The sequence below is a fragment of the Burkholderia cepacia ATCC 25416 genome, assembly GCF_001411495.1.
Classification (GTDB): Bacteria; Pseudomonadota; Gammaproteobacteria; order Burkholderiales; family Burkholderiaceae; genus Burkholderia; species Burkholderia cepacia.
This window is the reverse complement of record NZ_CP012982.1, coordinates 1,829,459-1,845,421: the sequence shown is the minus strand read 5'-3', so window position 1 is coordinate 1,845,421 and position 15,963 is coordinate 1,829,459. Positions and strand designations below refer to the sequence as shown.

At 63.6% G+C, this 15,963-nt stretch carries 21 protein-coding genes and 1 pseudogene; 11 read left to right on the top strand and 11 right to left on the bottom strand.

Annotation, left to right across the window (positions count from 1 at the left end; all coding sequences use genetic code 11):
- Positions 1-547 precede the first annotated feature (547 nt).
- Genes APZ15_RS25605 through APZ15_RS25595 form a run of 3 tightly spaced genes read left to right on the top strand, consistent with a single transcriptional unit; the run spans position 548 to position 3,017 of the window.
- The gene (locus APZ15_RS25605) at positions 548-1,693 is read left to right on the top strand and encodes a glycosyltransferase (protein WP_027790071.1); all 1,146 of its coding nucleotides are present in this window, start codon (positions 548-550) and stop codon (positions 1,691-1,693) included.
- The gene (locus APZ15_RS25600) at positions 1,693-2,259 is read left to right on the top strand and encodes a hypothetical protein (RefSeq protein ID WP_226113248.1); all 567 of its coding nucleotides are present in this window, start codon (positions 1,693-1,695) and stop codon (positions 2,257-2,259) included. The genes APZ15_RS25605 and APZ15_RS25600 overlap by 1 nt, the downstream gene beginning before the upstream one ends.
- A gap of 23 nt (positions 2,260-2,282) precedes the next feature.
- Complete coding sequence (locus tag APZ15_RS25595) at positions 2,283-3,017, top strand: polysaccharide deacetylase family protein (protein WP_027790073.1); 735 nt, start codon at positions 2,283-2,285, stop codon at positions 3,015-3,017.
- Positions 3,018-3,043: 26 nt separating this feature from the next.
- On the opposite strand, the gene APZ15_RS41150 is transcribed toward APZ15_RS25595, so the two are convergent.
- The 4 genes from APZ15_RS41150 to APZ15_RS25580 form a co-directional block, all read right to left on the bottom strand.
- Positions 3,044-3,202 carry a hypothetical protein gene (locus tag APZ15_RS41150; protein ID WP_155253140.1) on the bottom strand — a complete coding sequence of 53 codons (159 nt, stop codon included), beginning with the start codon at positions 3,200-3,202 and terminating at the stop codon, positions 3,044-3,046.
- Positions 3,203-3,513: 311 nt separating this feature from the next.
- Positions 3,514-4,452, bottom strand: a complete 939-nt coding sequence (locus tag APZ15_RS25590) for an alpha/beta hydrolase (RefSeq protein WP_027790074.1) — start codon at positions 4,450-4,452, stop codon at positions 3,514-3,516.
- Between the two features lie 2 nt (positions 4,453-4,454).
- Positions 4,455-5,339 carry an alpha/beta fold hydrolase gene (locus tag APZ15_RS25585; protein ID WP_027790075.1) on the bottom strand — a complete coding sequence of 295 codons (885 nt, stop codon included), beginning with the start codon at positions 5,337-5,339 and terminating at the stop codon, positions 4,455-4,457.
- Between the two features lie 35 nt (positions 5,340-5,374).
- Positions 5,375-6,430, bottom strand: coding sequence for a sugar phosphate isomerase/epimerase family protein (locus APZ15_RS25580; protein ID WP_027790076.1), 1,056 nt, complete (start codon positions 6,428-6,430; stop codon positions 5,375-5,377).
- A gap of 110 nt (positions 6,431-6,540) precedes the next feature.
- On the opposite strand from APZ15_RS25580, the gene APZ15_RS25575 reads away from it, so the two are divergent.
- From APZ15_RS25575 to APZ15_RS25560, 5 genes and pseudogenes are all read left to right on the top strand, one after another.
- Positions 6,541-7,146 (top strand): TetR/AcrR family transcriptional regulator, encoded by a 606-nt coding sequence (locus tag APZ15_RS25575; protein WP_027790077.1) that lies wholly within the window; start codon positions 6,541-6,543, stop codon positions 7,144-7,146.
- A 115-nt stretch (positions 7,147-7,261) separates the two neighbouring features.
- Positions 7,262-7,491, top strand: a pseudogene (locus APZ15_RS39840) (hypothetical protein); the annotation flags it as partial.
- 236 nt (positions 7,492-7,727) lie between these two features.
- A complete protein-coding gene (locus APZ15_RS25570; RefSeq protein WP_027790078.1) occupies positions 7,728-8,705 on the top strand; it encodes a chromate resistance protein ChrB domain-containing protein in 978 nt (325 codons plus the stop codon).
- Positions 8,702-9,880 (top strand): chromate transporter, encoded by a 1,179-nt coding sequence (locus tag APZ15_RS25565; RefSeq protein WP_027790079.1) that lies wholly within the window; start codon positions 8,702-8,704, stop codon positions 9,878-9,880. Before APZ15_RS25570 ends, APZ15_RS25565 begins: the two co-directional genes overlap by 4 nt.
- Before the next feature lie 123 nt (positions 9,881-10,003).
- Positions 10,004-10,303, top strand: a complete 300-nt coding sequence (locus APZ15_RS25560; protein ID WP_049098627.1) for a hypothetical protein — start codon at positions 10,004-10,006, stop codon at positions 10,301-10,303.
- Between the two features lie 156 nt (positions 10,304-10,459).
- On the opposite strand, the gene APZ15_RS25555 is transcribed toward APZ15_RS25560, so the two are convergent.
- From APZ15_RS25555 to APZ15_RS42540, 3 genes are all read right to left on the bottom strand, one after another.
- The gene (locus APZ15_RS25555; RefSeq protein WP_027790081.1) at positions 10,460-11,359 is read right to left on the bottom strand and encodes an MBL fold metallo-hydrolase; all 900 of its coding nucleotides are present in this window, start codon (positions 11,357-11,359) and stop codon (positions 10,460-10,462) included.
- 15 nt (positions 11,360-11,374) lie between these two features.
- The gene (locus APZ15_RS42270) at positions 11,375-11,473 is read right to left on the bottom strand and encodes a DMT family transporter (RefSeq protein WP_226153292.1); all 99 of its coding nucleotides are present in this window, start codon (positions 11,471-11,473) and stop codon (positions 11,375-11,377) included.
- Between the two features lie 164 nt (positions 11,474-11,637).
- Positions 11,638-11,811: a transposase domain-containing protein gene (locus tag APZ15_RS42540; protein WP_226153291.1), complete on the bottom strand. Its 174-nt coding sequence runs from the start codon at positions 11,809-11,811 to the stop codon at positions 11,638-11,640.
- A gap of 474 nt (positions 11,812-12,285) precedes the next feature.
- On the opposite strand from APZ15_RS42540, the gene APZ15_RS25550 reads away from it, so the two are divergent.
- A complete protein-coding gene (locus APZ15_RS25550; protein ID WP_034195989.1) occupies positions 12,286-12,474 on the top strand; it encodes a hypothetical protein in 189 nt (62 codons plus the stop codon).
- Positions 12,475-13,110: 636 nt separating this feature from the next.
- Here APZ15_RS25550 and APZ15_RS25540 read toward each other — a convergent pair.
- The 3 genes from APZ15_RS25540 to APZ15_RS25530 form a co-directional block, all read right to left on the bottom strand.
- On the bottom strand, positions 13,111-13,395 hold the full coding sequence (locus APZ15_RS25540) for a hypothetical protein (RefSeq protein WP_027790082.1): 285 nt from the start codon (positions 13,393-13,395) through the stop codon (positions 13,111-13,113).
- 73 nt (positions 13,396-13,468) lie between these two features.
- Positions 13,469-13,735 carry a translation initiation factor IF-1 gene (gene infA / locus APZ15_RS25535; protein ID WP_027790083.1) on the bottom strand — a complete coding sequence of 89 codons (267 nt, stop codon included), beginning with the start codon at positions 13,733-13,735 and terminating at the stop codon, positions 13,469-13,471.
- Between the two features lie 527 nt (positions 13,736-14,262).
- The gene (locus APZ15_RS25530; RefSeq protein WP_011548695.1) at positions 14,263-14,466 is read right to left on the bottom strand and encodes a cold-shock protein; all 204 of its coding nucleotides are present in this window, start codon (positions 14,464-14,466) and stop codon (positions 14,263-14,265) included.
- A gap of 722 nt (positions 14,467-15,188) precedes the next feature.
- Here APZ15_RS25530 and APZ15_RS25525 point away from each other — a divergent pair.
- The gene (locus APZ15_RS25525) at positions 15,189-15,392 is read left to right on the top strand and encodes a hypothetical protein (RefSeq protein WP_049098633.1); all 204 of its coding nucleotides are present in this window, start codon (positions 15,189-15,191) and stop codon (positions 15,390-15,392) included.
- 104 nt (positions 15,393-15,496) lie between these two features.
- The gene (locus tag APZ15_RS25520; protein ID WP_027790084.1) at positions 15,497-15,736 is read left to right on the top strand and encodes a hypothetical protein; all 240 of its coding nucleotides are present in this window, start codon (positions 15,497-15,499) and stop codon (positions 15,734-15,736) included.
- Positions 15,737-15,767: 31 nt separating this feature from the next.
- On the opposite strand, the gene APZ15_RS41835 is transcribed toward APZ15_RS25520, so the two are convergent.
- Positions 15,768-15,932: a hypothetical protein gene (locus APZ15_RS41835; RefSeq protein WP_155253141.1), complete on the bottom strand. Its 165-nt coding sequence runs from the start codon at positions 15,930-15,932 to the stop codon at positions 15,768-15,770.
- Positions 15,933-15,963 lie beyond the last annotated feature (31 nt).

Here is a 15,963-nt window from a genome sequence, read left to right as displayed (position 1 = left end):
CTTTCGCGCCCGGCTACGAATCGAAACCCACGTCTCTCTGGGTGCGACGAGTCCGCCTTTGGCGGTCGCCATGGCGGACAGGGGGGGCATTCTAACGCAAATGGCCCCCTGGCTTTCAAATCTGAAAGTCTGCCGGCTTGATTTGCGTCCGGATGTCGTCGAAAAATCGGGTTTTGTCGCGATCCTGCCTGCTTCCTGATTGCTTCCCGCTCGCTTCGGGCCTGTTTTTCCGACCCGGTCGGCGAGGGTAATCGGGCCACGCCACCGTTCGCGCCGGAATTCCCCCTCCCCCACCGCGGCATCGCACGATGTGACGACACTGCAATCGATCGCGACACATCCTCACAAAGATGCGCAGACCTCGACACTACGGCACGTAATGCGTCTGTAATATTTCGAAACGTTTCGCGGCGCCCGTCCGGGCATCGGTGCGCAATCACGCATCGGCAATGCGGAACCGGGTTCGAGTCATTGCTTTCAACACGTTGAGGCATTCATTTTCTCAGCAGTCCTGCCAAATGAATGATCGAGGAAAGGCAGCATCGTGATGAACATTCTGTATACCAACTTCCACGGCGACTACGGCGGCGGCCAGGACACCTACGTCCGCGACCTCGCCGCCGCGATGAGCCGGCACCATCGCGTGACCGTCGCGTCGCCGGAAGGCAGCCGCTTGTCGCGACTGCTGAAGGACAGTCCCGACGTGGCCATCTTCGACATGGAATTCAAGCCGCGCTGGAACCGGCTGTGCCAGGAAATCGTCCGGCTGCGCCAGCGGATCCGCGCCGAGCGCTTCGACATCATCCACGTCAACGGGTCCGCCGATCACCGGCAGGTGATGCTCGCGCTGCTCGGCTGCCGGTACCGGCCCGCGGTCGTGCTCACCAAGCACAACACCTATCGCGCCGACAGCTTCGGCAACGTGCTGCGCGCCCGGCTGGCAACCGACCACACCATCGCGGTCAGCGACTACGTGGCGAGCATGCTCGCGCTCCGGTCGCCGTACGGCAACGTCACGGTCGTCAAGCACGGCGTGCGCCGGCAGGCCGCGGAACAGCTGGCCGCCGACGAAATCCGCCGCCGCAAGATCGCGCTGTTCGGGCCGTCCGGCGCGGATGCGATCGTGCTGGGCAGCAGCGCCGGCACCGCGCCCGAGAAAGGCTGGATGGACCTGATCGCGGCGCTGGGCCGCCTGCCCGAACACGAGCGCGAGCGGTTTCGCGTGCTGCTGGTCGGCGCGGAACCGTCCGGCGAGCAACGCGAGCAGATCGAGCGGCACCACATGGCGTCGCGCACCGCTTTCACCGGGCGTCTCGACGATGTGCGCGCGCCGTTCTCGATCATCGACGTGTCGTTCGTGCTGTCGTACCACGAGAGCCTGTCGTATGCGTGCCGCGAGGCGATGTCGCTCGGCTGCCCCGCGATCGTGACGCGCGTGGGCGGGCTGCCCGAGAACGTCGAGCCGGGCGTGGACGGCTGGGTCGTCCCGCCGCGCGAGCCCGAGGCGATCGAGGCCATCCTGCGCGCAATCGTGCGCGAGCCCGCGTGCGTGCGGGCGATGGGACGCAGCGCGCGGCTGAAGGGCAAGCGCGAGTTCTCGTTCGACCGGTTCGTCGATGCGACGTTGTCCGTCTATCAGAAATCGATTCGGCACAACCCCTATCGTTGGGTGACATCCATGAGGTCCGTTTAATGGCAATGAACATCTGGAAGAAGTACTGGGACCTGCGCACGCAGGAGTGCCCGTGCGACGTGCACTTCGTCGAATGGCTGGAATCCGCTCGTCTCAACGGCATCCGCATCTATCACTTCGGCACCGGCGGCCACCACCACGTCGGCGTGGAATGCGCCCGGCCGCACCTGAACAACACCGTCTTCGGCGTGACGGCGTCGCCGAAGGAATACAAGTCGTACGTCGATCTCGTCACGCGGCAACCGGAGGTGAGCAAGACCTACCTGGCCTATTTCGGCGACATATACACGAGCAATACGGACCTGCTGCCGGCGTTCGACGTCGTCACGCTGTTCCATCTGTGCGAATTCCGCGACGAAACGAACAGCCGCTACGGCGCGAAGACCGACGCCGAAGTGCTCGACCTGTTCGCACGCCATACCGCGCGCGACGGCCACCTGCTGTTCTACAAGGGCTCGTCGGCATACCGGAAGGCCGAGCCGATCATCGAGCAATGGGCGGCGAATGCCGATTTCACCGAAGTCGGCGACTTCAAGACCTTGCGGATTTTCCGCAAGGCCGCGTAATTCCCCGTTCCCGCGACCCGCTCATGCTGCTGTCCGCCACGCGCTACCCGATCCTGATGTATCACCAGATCCGCACGCTGCCGCCGCCGTCCGACCGGCTGCGCAGCCTGAGCGTCGCCCCCGACGCGTTCCGCCGCCAGATGACGCTGTTCAGGCGGCTCGGCTACCGCGGCCTGAGCGTGCGCGAACTGCAGCCGTACCTGCGCGGCGAGCGCAGCGGGAAGGTCTTCGGCATTTCGTTCGACGACGGCTTTCTCAACGTGCTCACGCATGCGATGCCCGTGCTGGACGAGCTCGGCTTCACCGCGACCTGCTACTTCGTCGCCGGCCGGTTCGGCGGCGAGAACGACTGGGATGCGGGTGCCGATACGGCGCGCTCGCCACTCATGACGAGCGCGGACATGCTCGCTTGGCGCGATCGCGGCCACGAAATCGGCTCGCACACGCTCGATCACGTCGCGCTGTCGCACGTGCCGGCCCACGTGTCGGAAGTCCAGATCATCGAATCGAAGCGGCGGCTCGAAGCGTTGAGCGGCCAGCCTGTCGAATCGTTCTGCTACCCGTACGGCGATCTCGACCCGCGCGTGCGCGACCAGGTCGCCGCCGCCGGCTACCGCAACGCGACGACGACCCGGCGCGGTTGCGCCGGGGCGTCCGACGATGCGTTCCTGTTGCCGCGAGTTCCGGTGGCGGGCGGGGTCGGTGCGATGCGGCTTTGGTTCAAGTGTGTGAAGGCGCGGGTTCGGAGGCGCAGGTAGCTCGCGCTGGTCGACTGCATTGATGGCTATTGTGGCCACCGGCTGCGGAAAGCGAGCAGGCCGGTCAGTGCGATCACCATGAACATGCCCCATCCCGGCGCGAGCACCGTCCAGCGTGCGGCTGCGCTGCCGATGAAGTTGCCCGGCACGCTGGCGACGCTGCTCGCGTCCAGATGGCGCTCCATGAACGGAGCATGAAAAAAGCCCCGTCCGTTTCCGGCGGGGCTTGGGGTGGGTTCGACACACCGGCCTACGACGCGCAACCTCCTCCCGGCCCGCCATTGGCGGTCGTGGTGGTGGTCGTAGTCGTGACGAAAAGCGCGTTCATGCGAAGAATCTGGTCAACCTGCTGTCGGCCCTCAATACGGGAGCCGTGTGACCGATCAAACAGGCAATCCGTCGAAACCACGGAAATCGCTCGGCTATTCCCGATATCGCACGGCCGCCGAACCCTACAACCCTCCACGCAGCTCGCGCCGCCCCCTTCGGCATACGCTCACCGCTGGAAAGCCCTGCGCATCTGCGCGCCGGCCACGTCGAACACCTGGCGGGCTGCCGACGTCACGCCGGCCATATGGATGCACGCATGGATCATCCCCGGCAGCACGACGAAATCGGCCGCCACGCCGGCCTCCCGCAATCGCTCCGCATACGCGTGCGCGTCGTCGCGCACCGGATCGTACTCGCAGGCCAGCAACGTGGCCGGTGGCAAACCCTCGAGCGAAGCCGCCTGCAGCGGCGACACGCAGGGTGACCCGCCGTCGGCCGGATCGGTCAGGTACATGTCGAAGCAATACCGCATGACATCTTGCGTCAGGTAGTAGCCCTGCCCGCAAGTCCGATAGGACGTCGTGCTCATCGACGCATCCAGCGGCGGATACAGCAACAGCTGATGCGCGATCGACGGGCCGCCCCACCCACGTGCGACCAGACAGGCAGCCGCCGCAAGGTTTCCTCCCGCACTGTCACCGCCGACGGCGATGCGCGCCGGGTCCAGCCCCAGGCCGGCCGCCTCGCGCGCCACCCAGTCCAGCGCATCGCAGAAATCCTCCAGCGGCACCGGAAACCGGTGCTCCGGCGCAAGCCGGTAATCGACAGACAGCACGACGCATTGCGTCGCGTTGGCCAGCGCGCGGCATGGATTGTCGTATAGCTCGAGCGTGCCGAGGCACCACCCGCCGCCGTGTGCATAAACGAGCGCCGGCCGGCGTGCCACGCTTTCCGAAGCGACCGATGGCCAATAAGCCCGCACGCGAATCGGCTGCCCGTCGCGCGTGGGCACCGCGAAGGTTTCCGTATGGTCGACCGCTTCCAGCGGTCCATGCCAGCCCCGCAGTGTCGTATCGGTCGCCCGTCGCAACGCGTCCAGCGACGCGGGCGCCTCGGTCACGGCCAGTCGCTCCAGCAGCGATGCGATGTCGGTGTCGATCGGCATGTTCAGCGGCTCCGCTCCAGGAAAGGCAGCAGATGGCCGATGAATGCGTCGGGGGCCTCTTCCATGATGAAGTGGCCGCAAGCCTGGACCACCGCGCCCTGCAGATCGGTCGCGTTGCCGCGCATCGTAACCAGCGGCGCATCGCCGGTGGCATGTTCGGCACCGATGGCGAGCACCGGCATCGTCAGCTTGCGCTGCGCCCGCGCCTGGTTCTGCCGGATCGTCTCCGGAATCGCACGGTAATAGGAGAAGCCGCCGCGCAAGCCGCCCGGTGCCGCATAGGCATCGATATACACATCGACGGCCACACGATCGCGCCGGAACGACCAGCGGTTGAACATGAACTCCAGATACGCCCGCTCACGGCCCGCAATCAGCGTCTCGGGCAGGTCGGCCAGCTGGTTGAACATGAAATGCCACAGGAAGATGTTTTCTTCCGGCGGGGCGAAGATCGACGGCGCGGGCGCCAGCCCGGGGATCACCGCCTCCGTGAGCGCCAGCGACTTCACGGCGTCGGGCCGGTCGCTCGCCAGCGCATAGGCCACCCACATGCCGACATCGTGGCCGGCCACCTGGTAAACATCGAAGCCGAGCTGCGCCATCACGCGATGCAACGTCGCCGCCGTGTGCCCCGTGTCGTAACCCGCATGCGGCCGATCGGAATAGCCGGTACCTGGCGGATCGACCGCGACGGCCATGAAGCCGCGCGCGGCGAGCGCCTGCATCACGTGACGCCACGCGTACCAGGTTTGCGGCCATCCCGGAATCAGCAGGACCGGGGTACCGGCGCCGGCCGTGACGCAATGGATACGCTGGCCGTCGATGCGTACGTATTGGTGAGCAAAGCCTTGAGCGTCGGCAGACGACGACTGAAGTTGAGCGGACATATCGATGATTCCTGGCAGTGGGGGGGGGAAACGGCTCAAGCGATGCCGAGCATGTCGTGGATTTGCCGTTGATCGACCGCGGCACCGGCGAAATCGTCGAAGATGCGCTCCGTCACCCGGATGATGTGGTCATTGATGAACGCGACGCCTTCGCGCGCGCCGTCCTCCTGATTCTTCAGGCAGCACTCCCATTCGAGGGTGGCCCATCCTGTGTAGTCGTACTGAGCAAATTTCGAAAAAATCGCCTTGAAGTCGACCTGACCGTCGCCAAGCGAACGGAAACGGCCGGCGCGCTCCAGCCACGAACTGTAGCCGCCGTAGATGCCCTGGCGTCCCGAAGGCAGGAACTCCGCGTCCTTCACATGGAACATGCGGATGTGGTCGCGGTAGATGTCGATGTACGCCAGATAGTCCAGTTGCTGCAGCACGAAATGGCTGGGATCGAACAGCATCTTGCAGCGCGCGTGCTGGCCGACCAGCGCATGGAAGCGCTCGAAACTGACGCCGTCGTGCAGGTCTTCGCTGGGGTGAATCTCATAGCAGAGGTTGACGCCGTTTTCGTCGCAGGCGTCGAGAATCGGCCGCCAGCGACGCGCCAGTTCGTCGAAGGCCGTCTCGATCAGGCCGGCGGGCCGTTGCGGGAACGGAAACAGGTAAGGCCACGCGAACGAGCCCGAAAAGGTGCCCATGTCGGTCAGCCCCAGGCGGCGTGAAGCCCGTGCCGCCAGCTCGAGCCGATCCAGCGCCCACGCGGTGCGCGCGGCCGGGTTGCCGCGCACGGCCTCGGGCGCGAAGTTGTCGCACATGGCGTCGTACGCCGGATGCACGGCAACCAGCTGCCCGAAGATATGCGTGGTCAGTTCGCTGATCTCCAGCCCATGTTCGGCCAGCATGCCCTTCATGTCATCGCAATAGGCCTGACTGTCCGCGGCGGTCTCCACGTCGAACAGCCGACCGTCCCACGCGGGAATCTGCAGCGCCTTGAAGCCGACGCCGGCCGCCCACTGCGCGATATTCGGCAGGCTGTCGAACGGCGCCGCATCGTCGGCGAACTGCGCGAGATGAAGACTGGGGCCCTTGAGAGTACGCATGATCGATTCCAATTGTTTGTCGATTGACAAAGAATAGAGTGCGGGAACGGCGCGTGTCAACACGGCGCGCGATAAAATCCGTGCACGATGTGACGACGGGCGAAAGGGATATGGCGGGACGACCGAGAGAATTTGATCGCGACATGGCGCTGAAACGCGCGATGCTTGCGTTCTGGCGGCGCGGCTACGAAGGCACGTCGATGTCCGACCTGGTCGAAGCGATGGGCATCGCGTCAGCGCGCATCTATGCCGCGTTCGGCAGCAAGGAAGCCCTGTTCCACGAGGCCGTGGCACTCTACGAGCAAGGCGAAGGCGGCTTCGCCGATCGTGCGCTCGGCGAGGAAACCGATGTCCGCGCGGCCGTCGAACGGATGCTGCGCGATGCCGTCGCCGCTTATACCAGGCGCGGCCAGCCGCACGGCTGCATGGTGGTGTCCGCCGCGACCAACTACTCGGCCGAAAACGAAGGTGTCATGGAATGGCTGGCCGCCCACCGGCGCGCACGCACGCAATCGATCGCCGAACGCTTGCAGCTCGCGGCCGAGCAGGGGCAGCTCGCGCGAGGCACCGACATCAAGGCGCTGGCCGATTTCTATGCGACGCAGTTGCACGGCATTTCCGTTCAATCCCGCGACGGGGTATCGAAAGAGCGCCTGCTCGCGTCCATCGGGCCGGCGATGATGCCGCTCGTGACGGCTGTGCGTGACGGCGCGTAACCCGGCCCGGTCAACCGACAGGACGGCCGTTTCAAGCTCGGGCAGATCGGCAGGAAAGGCAACTCGGCGGACGACGCGATGCCCGTCGACAATCCGGTGCATGACCGCAACGAACCACGAGTTCGTCGTCTTCAGGACAGATCTCCCCCGACGATGCGCTCCCTGTCGGCAAAGGACAGGTGATGGAGCACCCCCTGAAAACAATCGGGGAAGCGGAAGATATCGCGCCCGGCAAGCGCAAGCGCATGTCATTCAAGCTCACGCCGGGGCCACGACGCGCTGATCTGCAACAAGCCGGGCCGCTATGAAGCGGGGATGCATACGGCACTTGTCGTGACGCCGTAGATCGTTCCGCCGGACCGAAATCCGGCCCGAAGCACCCGGGCGTCGTCCACCTCGTTCCCCATTACGCGATCACCCATCCCACGCTCACCCGAGCGAGGCGCAGCGCTTTCCTGGCGCGCCTCGTGCGAGCGGCTACCTGTCACACCCTGTCTACCTGCCGGGAGGGCATGCGGGACTACACGCGATCGTTCAAATAAATTTTGTAGAAACAGCAACTGAGACGTAGACTTCGCTACATGAAATCCATTTCTACATGGTCGCTGCTTGTTCTGACCCTTCCGACGGAAAACGCGACGGCCCGCATGCGGTTCTGGCGCGCGCTCAAGGCGAAAGGCTGTGCGGTGCTGCGCGACGGCGTTTACCTGCTGCCCCACACCGAAGCGCATGAAGAGACGCTGCGCGAACTCGCGGGCGCGATTGCCGAGAGCGGCGGCGCAGCTCACCTGTTGCGCGCACCGAGCCTCGACCGGTCCCAGGAACAGGAATTCCGGGCGCTGTTCGACCGGGCCGACGATTACGCGACCTTCACACGCGCGCTCGCCGACGTGCGCAAGACGCTTGACGGGCAATCAGCCGCCGAACTCACTCGCCTGTTGCGTCGCGCGCGCAAGGATCTCGACGCCATCCGGGCGATCGACTATTTCCCGGGCGATTCGGCCACCCGCGCCGAAGTCGCCCTGCAGGATTTCGGTGCGCTGGTCGACACGGTGCTGTCGCCGGGCGAGCCGCATGCCGCGGACCGCGTCATTCGTCCGCTCGCGATCGGCGAGTACCAGGGCCGCGCCTGGGCGACTCGACAGCGGATGTGGGTCGATCGCGTCGCCAGTGCGTGGCTGATCCGCCGGTTCATCGACGCGCAAGCGCGCTTCATCTGGCTCGCGTCGCCGGCGGATTGCCCGGCTGACGCGCTGGGCTTCGATTTCGACGGCGCGACTTTTACGCACGTGGGCGAGCGCGTGACATTCGAAGTTCTGCTGGCCAGCTTCGGACTCGACAAGGACCCGGCCCTGATGCGTCTCGGCGAGATCGTGCATGCGCTCGACGTGGGCGGTTCCGCCGCGCCTGAAGCAGTGGGCTTCGAGGCCGTGATGGCCGGCACGCGCCAACGGACGGAGAACGACGATCAGTTGCTCGAGCAGATGGGCGCCGTACTCGACTCCCTGTATGCGCACTTCACATCGGACGGCAAGAGCGAAACCCCGGCCAAATCATGACGACGACCATCGCCACGACCGAACCGACCTACTCGCTTGGCGAGCTGGTCGCCTACATGTTGCGTCTCGGTACGTTCGGTTTCGGCGGACCGGTCGCGCTCGCAGGCTATATGCGTCGCGACCTGGTCGAGCGACGCGGCTGGATAACCGAGGCCGACTACAAGGAAGGGCTCACGCTGGCCCAGCTCGCACCGGGGCCGATGGCGGCCCAGCTCGCGATCTATCTCGGGTTCGTCCACTACCGCCTTCTCGGGGCGACACTCGTCGGTATCGCGTTCGTGCTGCCGTCGTTCCTGATGGTGCTCGCGCTCGGGTTCGCGTACGCGCATTTTGGCGGGCTGTCGTGGATGCAGGCCGTCTTCTACGGCGTCGGTGCCGCGGTGGTCGGCATCATCGCGATGAGCGCTTACAAGCTCACGACCAAGACCGTCGGCAACGACAAGCTCCTCTGGGCGATCTTCCTGACGCTGGCTGCCGTGACCTTCATCACGGAATCGGAAATCGCATGGCTTTTCGTTGCAGCAGGCCTGATCGGCTGGCTGTGGCGCGCGCCGCCCAAGTGGCTGCAGCGGGGCGGGCTGAATGCGGTTGCCGCCGCCAACTTGCCGGCAGCCAGCGGGCTATTGAGTGGCATCGACCTGCCGCAGCTGGTCCAGATCGGTGCCTTCTTCATGAAGGCCGGCGCGTTCGTGTTCGGCTCCGGACTCGCGATCGTGCCGTTCCTCTATGGCGGCGTCGTTACCGAACATCACTGGCTGAACGACAAGCAGTTCGTGGATGCCGTCGCGGTCGCGATGATCACGCCCGGCCCGGTCGTGATCACCGTCGGCTTCATCGGGTACCTCGTAGCGGGCCTGCCTGGCGCATGCGTCGCCGCACTCGGCACATTCCTGCCGTGTTACCTGTTCACGGTCATTCCCGCGCCCTACGTGAAGAAGTATGGGCACCGTCCAGGCGTCAAGGCATTCGTCGATGGCATTACGGCTGCGGCAGTCGGCGCGATCACGGGCTCCGTCCTCGTCATCGCGAAGCGATCGATCGTCGACGTCCCGACCGCACTGCTCGCCGTCACGACCGTGCTGCTGCTGTGGCGCTTCAAGAAGCTCCAGGAACCGGTGATCGTGACGGCGGCCGCCGTCATCGGACTCGTGGTTTTCCCGCTTCTCCGCCACTGACTCGCGTCACCGGGAAACGAACATGACGTATCAGGCCAGGACGTTGCCATGCGATCGTCGTTCTCATGTTCGAGAGGACGACGCGAGCGACCGGGCAAGGAGCAAGCGATGCGAATGTGTTGCGTGATTGCGCTGGCGATCGCGCTGTCCGTCGCGCTGCCCGGTTGCGACAAGACTGCGCCCGATCAGGGGGCCGGCGAGATCGTGACGCTCGAGCACGCGCCGGAGGCGGTGAGAGCAATGATCGAGCGTCAACGGCAAGGCGGCAATGTCGGCGTGATTCAACGGCGTGTGAAGAACGGCAAGGCACGTTATGTCGTCACCATCGTGCAGGGTGGCCAAGAGCAACGTCTGAGCCTGACCGAGGACGGCCGGCTCATCAGCAGCCGCCCCGCTGGCGACGACGAAGAGGACGACGACTGACCTCGACGCGGCCAAGCACCGTACCTTGTTCGCGCATCATGCCCACGATGCTGCGGCTGCCGGCCGGCTTCGGCCTTCAATGAACCACGCGTGCACGCGACCGCGTAGTGCCATCCGCTCACGGTCGACATGCGGTGCATTTCATCGGCGACCTGCTCACCTTGCGTCGAAGTGAGCGTGCGGGTCAGCGGAAATGGCCTTGTCCGATTCCTCCAACGCCAGTTCGGCCGCAACGGCATTCGCCCCGGCCTTGATGAACACGTCGAGATCGGCCGTGGGCAGGAAGCGCTTCATGATCGCCTCCAGTTCGTCCTTTCCGGCATCGTCCAGGCTGCGATTGCCGTTGGCGAGGCGGGCCACCGCCGCGCGATAGCACCCGATATAAGCACGCTGTGCGGCAATCATGTCGAGCGGCTTGCCCGCCTGACCGTGGCCCGTATAGAACAGTGCGATGTCGCCGGACCGACGTTCGAGCGCATCGAGGCTGCGCAGCCAGTCCGCCGTATGGCCGTCGTTCATGAAGGAATGGACGCCGTTGAATACCATGTCACCGACGAAGGCGACACGCTGGTGGTTTCCCACGGCCCAGACCAGATCCCAGTTCGATTCGCCAGGGCCGAACTCTCTTGCCTCGAACGGCACGCCATCGAAATGCAGCACGTCGCCGTCATGCACGAGGCGATTCGGGAAGGTGCGCCGCGCAGGCCAATCGTCGCCGAACACCGACTGCCACTGGACTGCCTTGGCATCGTCGACACGGCGCATCGCCTCGTCGACGCCCCGCGTCGTGATGACCGGCACATCATCAAGATCGCGGATCAGCTCGCCGATGCCGTTGTAGTGATCGGGATGCCCGTGCGTGATCAGCACCGCGAGCAAGGGTTTGCGCAGGGCATCCAGCCGGTGACGCACCTCGCGCGCATCCGATACGGTCATCATGGCGTCGATGGCCACGACACCGTTCGGCAATTCGACCAGAAAGGCGTTGGTGAGAAAGGTGCGTGCACCGGACGTGCACGTCACCACATTGATTTCAGGCCCGTTGAAATCGATCATTTGAAAGTGCTCTCGTCAAGAAACTGTTGCTTTGTATTGGTCGGACGCTCCGGCCCATACCGCGTATGCGGTTCCCAAAGGCAGGATCTTCAATGTGACGCTCATTCGCCACACGCTCGGCACGGCCGCCGCGATGGATATCGCGCCAGACAGTATCTTTGTGTCGCGCCCGGAACACAACTCCCGGTAATCCGGAAGCAAGAGCGATCGATCACGCCGCAAGCGGACTGGAAATGGCAAACATGCGCGTTGCCTTCATTGGAAGCAGGCTGCAACGCTTACGCTTCGGTCGATTCGTGAGGATTGGAGCGCATATTCCAGGGTAGTAGCCTGGTGTAACCGTCGACCGTCTGCGCGAGCGGGGGACATTGAAGCAACCGGATCAGATGGTTGCACGGGCCGATCCCGTTCGCCTTGCAGGTCTCGACGAGCGAGCAGAGGTTGGCGCTGATGTGCGCGCCGGCGATTTTGACGGTCAGGCCTCACCGCGGCTCGTACGTCAACAGGATTTCCGCCTCGACACCTGACGCATGGCGACAGATATCTCGGATTCGACCGAGCATGTGCCCCTATCACCCGGGCGACCTGAGAGCAGCGATCCGTTCTGGATGTCGGCCGCGTCGAAGCGATCGGATGGCGCCTGTTGGCCCGGCGGCTGATCAAACGTAGCCTGTCGCAAGACGCCTGAGCGCGCGTTTGCCGAAATCCTGGTGCCGAGATAGCAGAGGTTCGCTTTCCGGCGCGACCATTTTCCAGTGTACGACCTGCTTAATCGCTTGCGCCCCAGATCCTTGGATATGGGGCAAGACCGATCAGGTGAAGGCCGAGCGTACCTCCCCCAGGGATCGTGCATGTGCAGCCGGTTCGTCCGCGCGGCGTGGCGCAAAACTTGTGAATCCTTCCCCCAAGACGCCTAGAATTCAATCATGGCTGCATTCCACATCCACAAGGAGGCTGTCATGACTCAGTCGATGATTGGTTGGGTGGTTGGTCTTGCGGTGGTCGCGGTGGTTGCAGTCGCGTTGGCGCGCCGTTACCAGAGCGAACATTCAAGTAAGGAAGTCGTTCAGTGGCTGGACTCCCATCACTTGGGGTGGATGCACCGCAAACATTGACCTCTCGGCGCTGGCGGCGATAAGCCCCGCCTTGCCGAAGTTTACCGGGAGCCGAACACACGGATGCAGGCAGGCGGGTGAAGTCTGCCATGTCGTTGTCTCGCCAGGGGTCCTGGCAAGGAAGGCATCATGGATGATGAAGTGTGTACGACCCACACGCACGTGGCACGCCTTCGCGTAATGCAGACCACGTCTGGGCGCTACCGCGGAATCGTCCACTTGCACCGCATCGGAGAGGATCCCGGCACCTCTGAGCAACACGATACCGAAGGGGATTTTGCATCGGATGTGGAGGCGCGTGACGCCGCACGAACGCTCGCACGCAGATTGCTCGAAGAGCGAATCCAGGGGTACGAAAAGGCGCGAGGCATCGATCGAATCTGCGTCGGGGGCCTGGTCGTTACGCAACGTTAATCGGCAACGCCACGTCCATTAGCGCGTAGCGCGCCAGCCGCACGATGCGGCCGCTCGCCCGGTGATCTGCCTTGAGAACACGGGACAGAAAGGAATGTCGGTGTTACGACGCGAGTTTCCCTTTGACCGGCAGCATGGCGTCGGCTCGCGCAATTTCAGATCGGGACGCGTGTCTCCGATTGATGCGCGCTCCGATGCATTGCTGTTCAACAGCGAGCCGTGTCAAAGAACTGCGCCGAACATCCCATGTTCGCCTCGGTTCTGATCGATGATGTCTTCTGCGTAACGTTGCGAAGCCCGGCGTGCGTCACCGGCACTGGCAAACGGCGAACCGTCGACAAGCTTGAAGGTCTGGCTCCGGGTCAGCGTGGCGTCAGTGCCGCGCAGGCAGACCTTGACCGCCGCGTCGAAACCGGCTTCGTAGTTGTGAGCACGGCCAGAGCCTGTGTGAAAGTGAGGATAAATCAGCGGATATATTTCGAATCCGCGATAGGTACGCATGCTCATGATGAACTCCTGGTGATTGACGGCGACGAATTGCGTAGACGAGCGCAATCAATCTTCTATCGGCGCTACGTGGTTAGCGTCGAACAAATCGGTTTCGAGGCACACCGGGCGAAGCCCGTTCGTCTTTGTGCCGGAAATTGATACGCCCTTTGGTGAGGTCATAGACCGACAATTCCAGCTTGACCCGGTCGCCAGCGAGAATACGGATGCGGTGTTTGCGCATGCGGCCCGATGCGTACGCCGCAACGACCGCGCCGTTTTCCAGGGTGACGCGAAACCTGCTGTCCGGGAGCACCTCATCCACGACGCCGTCCAATTCCAGCAATTCTTCCTTTGCCAAATCATTTTCTCCAATCAATGTGACGCGCCGCAATCGCAGCGGCGTGCGGATATCCGGTCCCCGACAGGGAGCGGTTTCCGTGCAAATATCGAAAACGCTCATGCGTGGGGCGCGTACCAACGCGACATGCGGGCCGCACCTCGTCCGGGCGTTAACGTGTCTCGGTGGAACGCTTCTTGCCGCTCGATTTGATGGGCGCAGAGGGTGCATTCGGTGGCACCCGGTTCAGCGCCGTGCCGAGCACCGGCAAATCCTTGGCGCGCCGTGGTCTCGCGAGTGATCTTTTGTTGCGCGATTGACTCTTGGTCAAAGTTGCCTCTGTATGCGTCGATCGCGATCTCACGATGAATGAGCCGTCCGATCGTTCGCCACCGGATGCGCGGCATCCCCCACTTTCTTCCTTGGGGTGTACGTCTCGAGGCGAAACGGTAGCCGCAGCAGAGCTGTGGGCGCCTGCAGCGGATGCGAAAGTCTCCGACGATGATTGCGTGGCCGATCCTGCACGCAGGACCGACTAATGATGTGGATTACTGAGGAACGATGTTCGAGGCCTGCAGCCCCTTGGGCCCGTTCTTCGTCTCGTAGCTGACCTTTTGACCTTCGGCCAGCGTCTTGAAGCCATCGCCGCGAATCTCCGAGAAGTGCGCGAACAGATCATCGCCGCCGCTGTCAGGCGTGATGAAGCCAAAACCCTTGTTGTCGTTGAACCACTTGACGGTACCGGTATCCATGGAACTTCTCCTGATATTGGACAAATGTATGCGCCCCGATAGGGGAGCACGAAAAAGGATCAAGGAGGGAGAGGACAACGAATACCGCGTTCCGCGGTCAGTGATGAGCAGCAATCGCGCTTCTTGAAGGCTTCGAACACCCACCCTACGCGGGGCCCAACTCCGTGTCAAGCTGTTTCGGTCGGCGCATTTCGGGTGGCAGCGCAAGAACACGCCGCGACCGGCGAGGCTCGCCCCGGTTGTATACCCTTGGCGCCGTGGCTTCGATTTGCTTCGAATGTCTAATTGAAATTTCGACGATACCGTCGTGGCCCCATCTCCCCGCATATCGGCGATTGTTCACGCGCGGCTGAGCCGGTTCGTCCCGCGCCCGATCGGGGCGGCATGCCATGCGGCGGCTCGTGCAGAACTTTCCCTGTACAAGTTCGCCAATGGGCGTAGGATGGGGTCGTTGACTGACTCACTACCGATTCCCGCGCCACTCAAGGCGCCCCCTCCGAACGTGATTGGGCCTCTCATCTAAACCGCGCAATGCGGACGAGCGCGCCGCGTATCGGCTGCGTGTGCGAAGCGCCTGATCGATGCCTGTCTACAGGACACGAGCGTGTTGGATAACGCGTCCTGATCCCTTCCTCGGTCCATCCTGTTTCTGCGTCCGCGGCGCTGCCACAGACTCAAACACGCCTGGCGCATGGCGCGCCGGCAACGTCGAGAGGCTGGATATGAACAGGAATGACCTGCTGAAGTGGATTCAGCGCAATGGTTCCGGTGTCATCGAACAGTTCCTGCCGTATGACGCTCGCGCCGAGATGGATGGCGTCATTCTCGATCGTCGCCATGAAATCGATGAGGATGCCTTTCCGATGTTTTTCTCGATCTGCGCGCTGTTGCGTAAAGGCGGAACGGCGAGCTGCGAATCGGACTAGGAAGCAGGCCGGATCATGGCACGCCTCAAGCTTTGACTGTTCTGGTCGCGACGATACGCTTCGCGGTGGCCACGGGCCCCGCGGCAACTGAAGGAGGAAGGAAAATGCAACTCGACTCAACCCGATTCCATATCGACCCGACACCGCGCAGGGCCGACGGGGAATACATGGCACACGCGCGGATCAGCATCGATCGTGCAGACGGCAGTACGTGCGACGTTCAACTGAGCGGAGACCTGGCTGGCTTCGACGTGCGCGAGGATGCGATTGCCTTTGCGAAAAACTGGGCGCACGAATGGCTCGACGCGCATTTGGCCGACGATCTCCCCGCGTTGACGAATTGAAATTCGGGTGGCACGCCAGCCGCCCGAGCAATCAGGGCGTCGCCGGGATCGAAGCCGACGGCAATACATGCTGCTGCCAAGGCAGGTTGACGCGGTGTCGAAGGTCGGTCGAGAGGATGGCCATCCCTGGAGGGCCGCAGACCAAGGCAGCAAGCACGCCCTCCAACGGATTCATCACCGCCAGATCGGGCCGCATGCGTTCCGCATCCTCGAAGTCCGCGACTCTC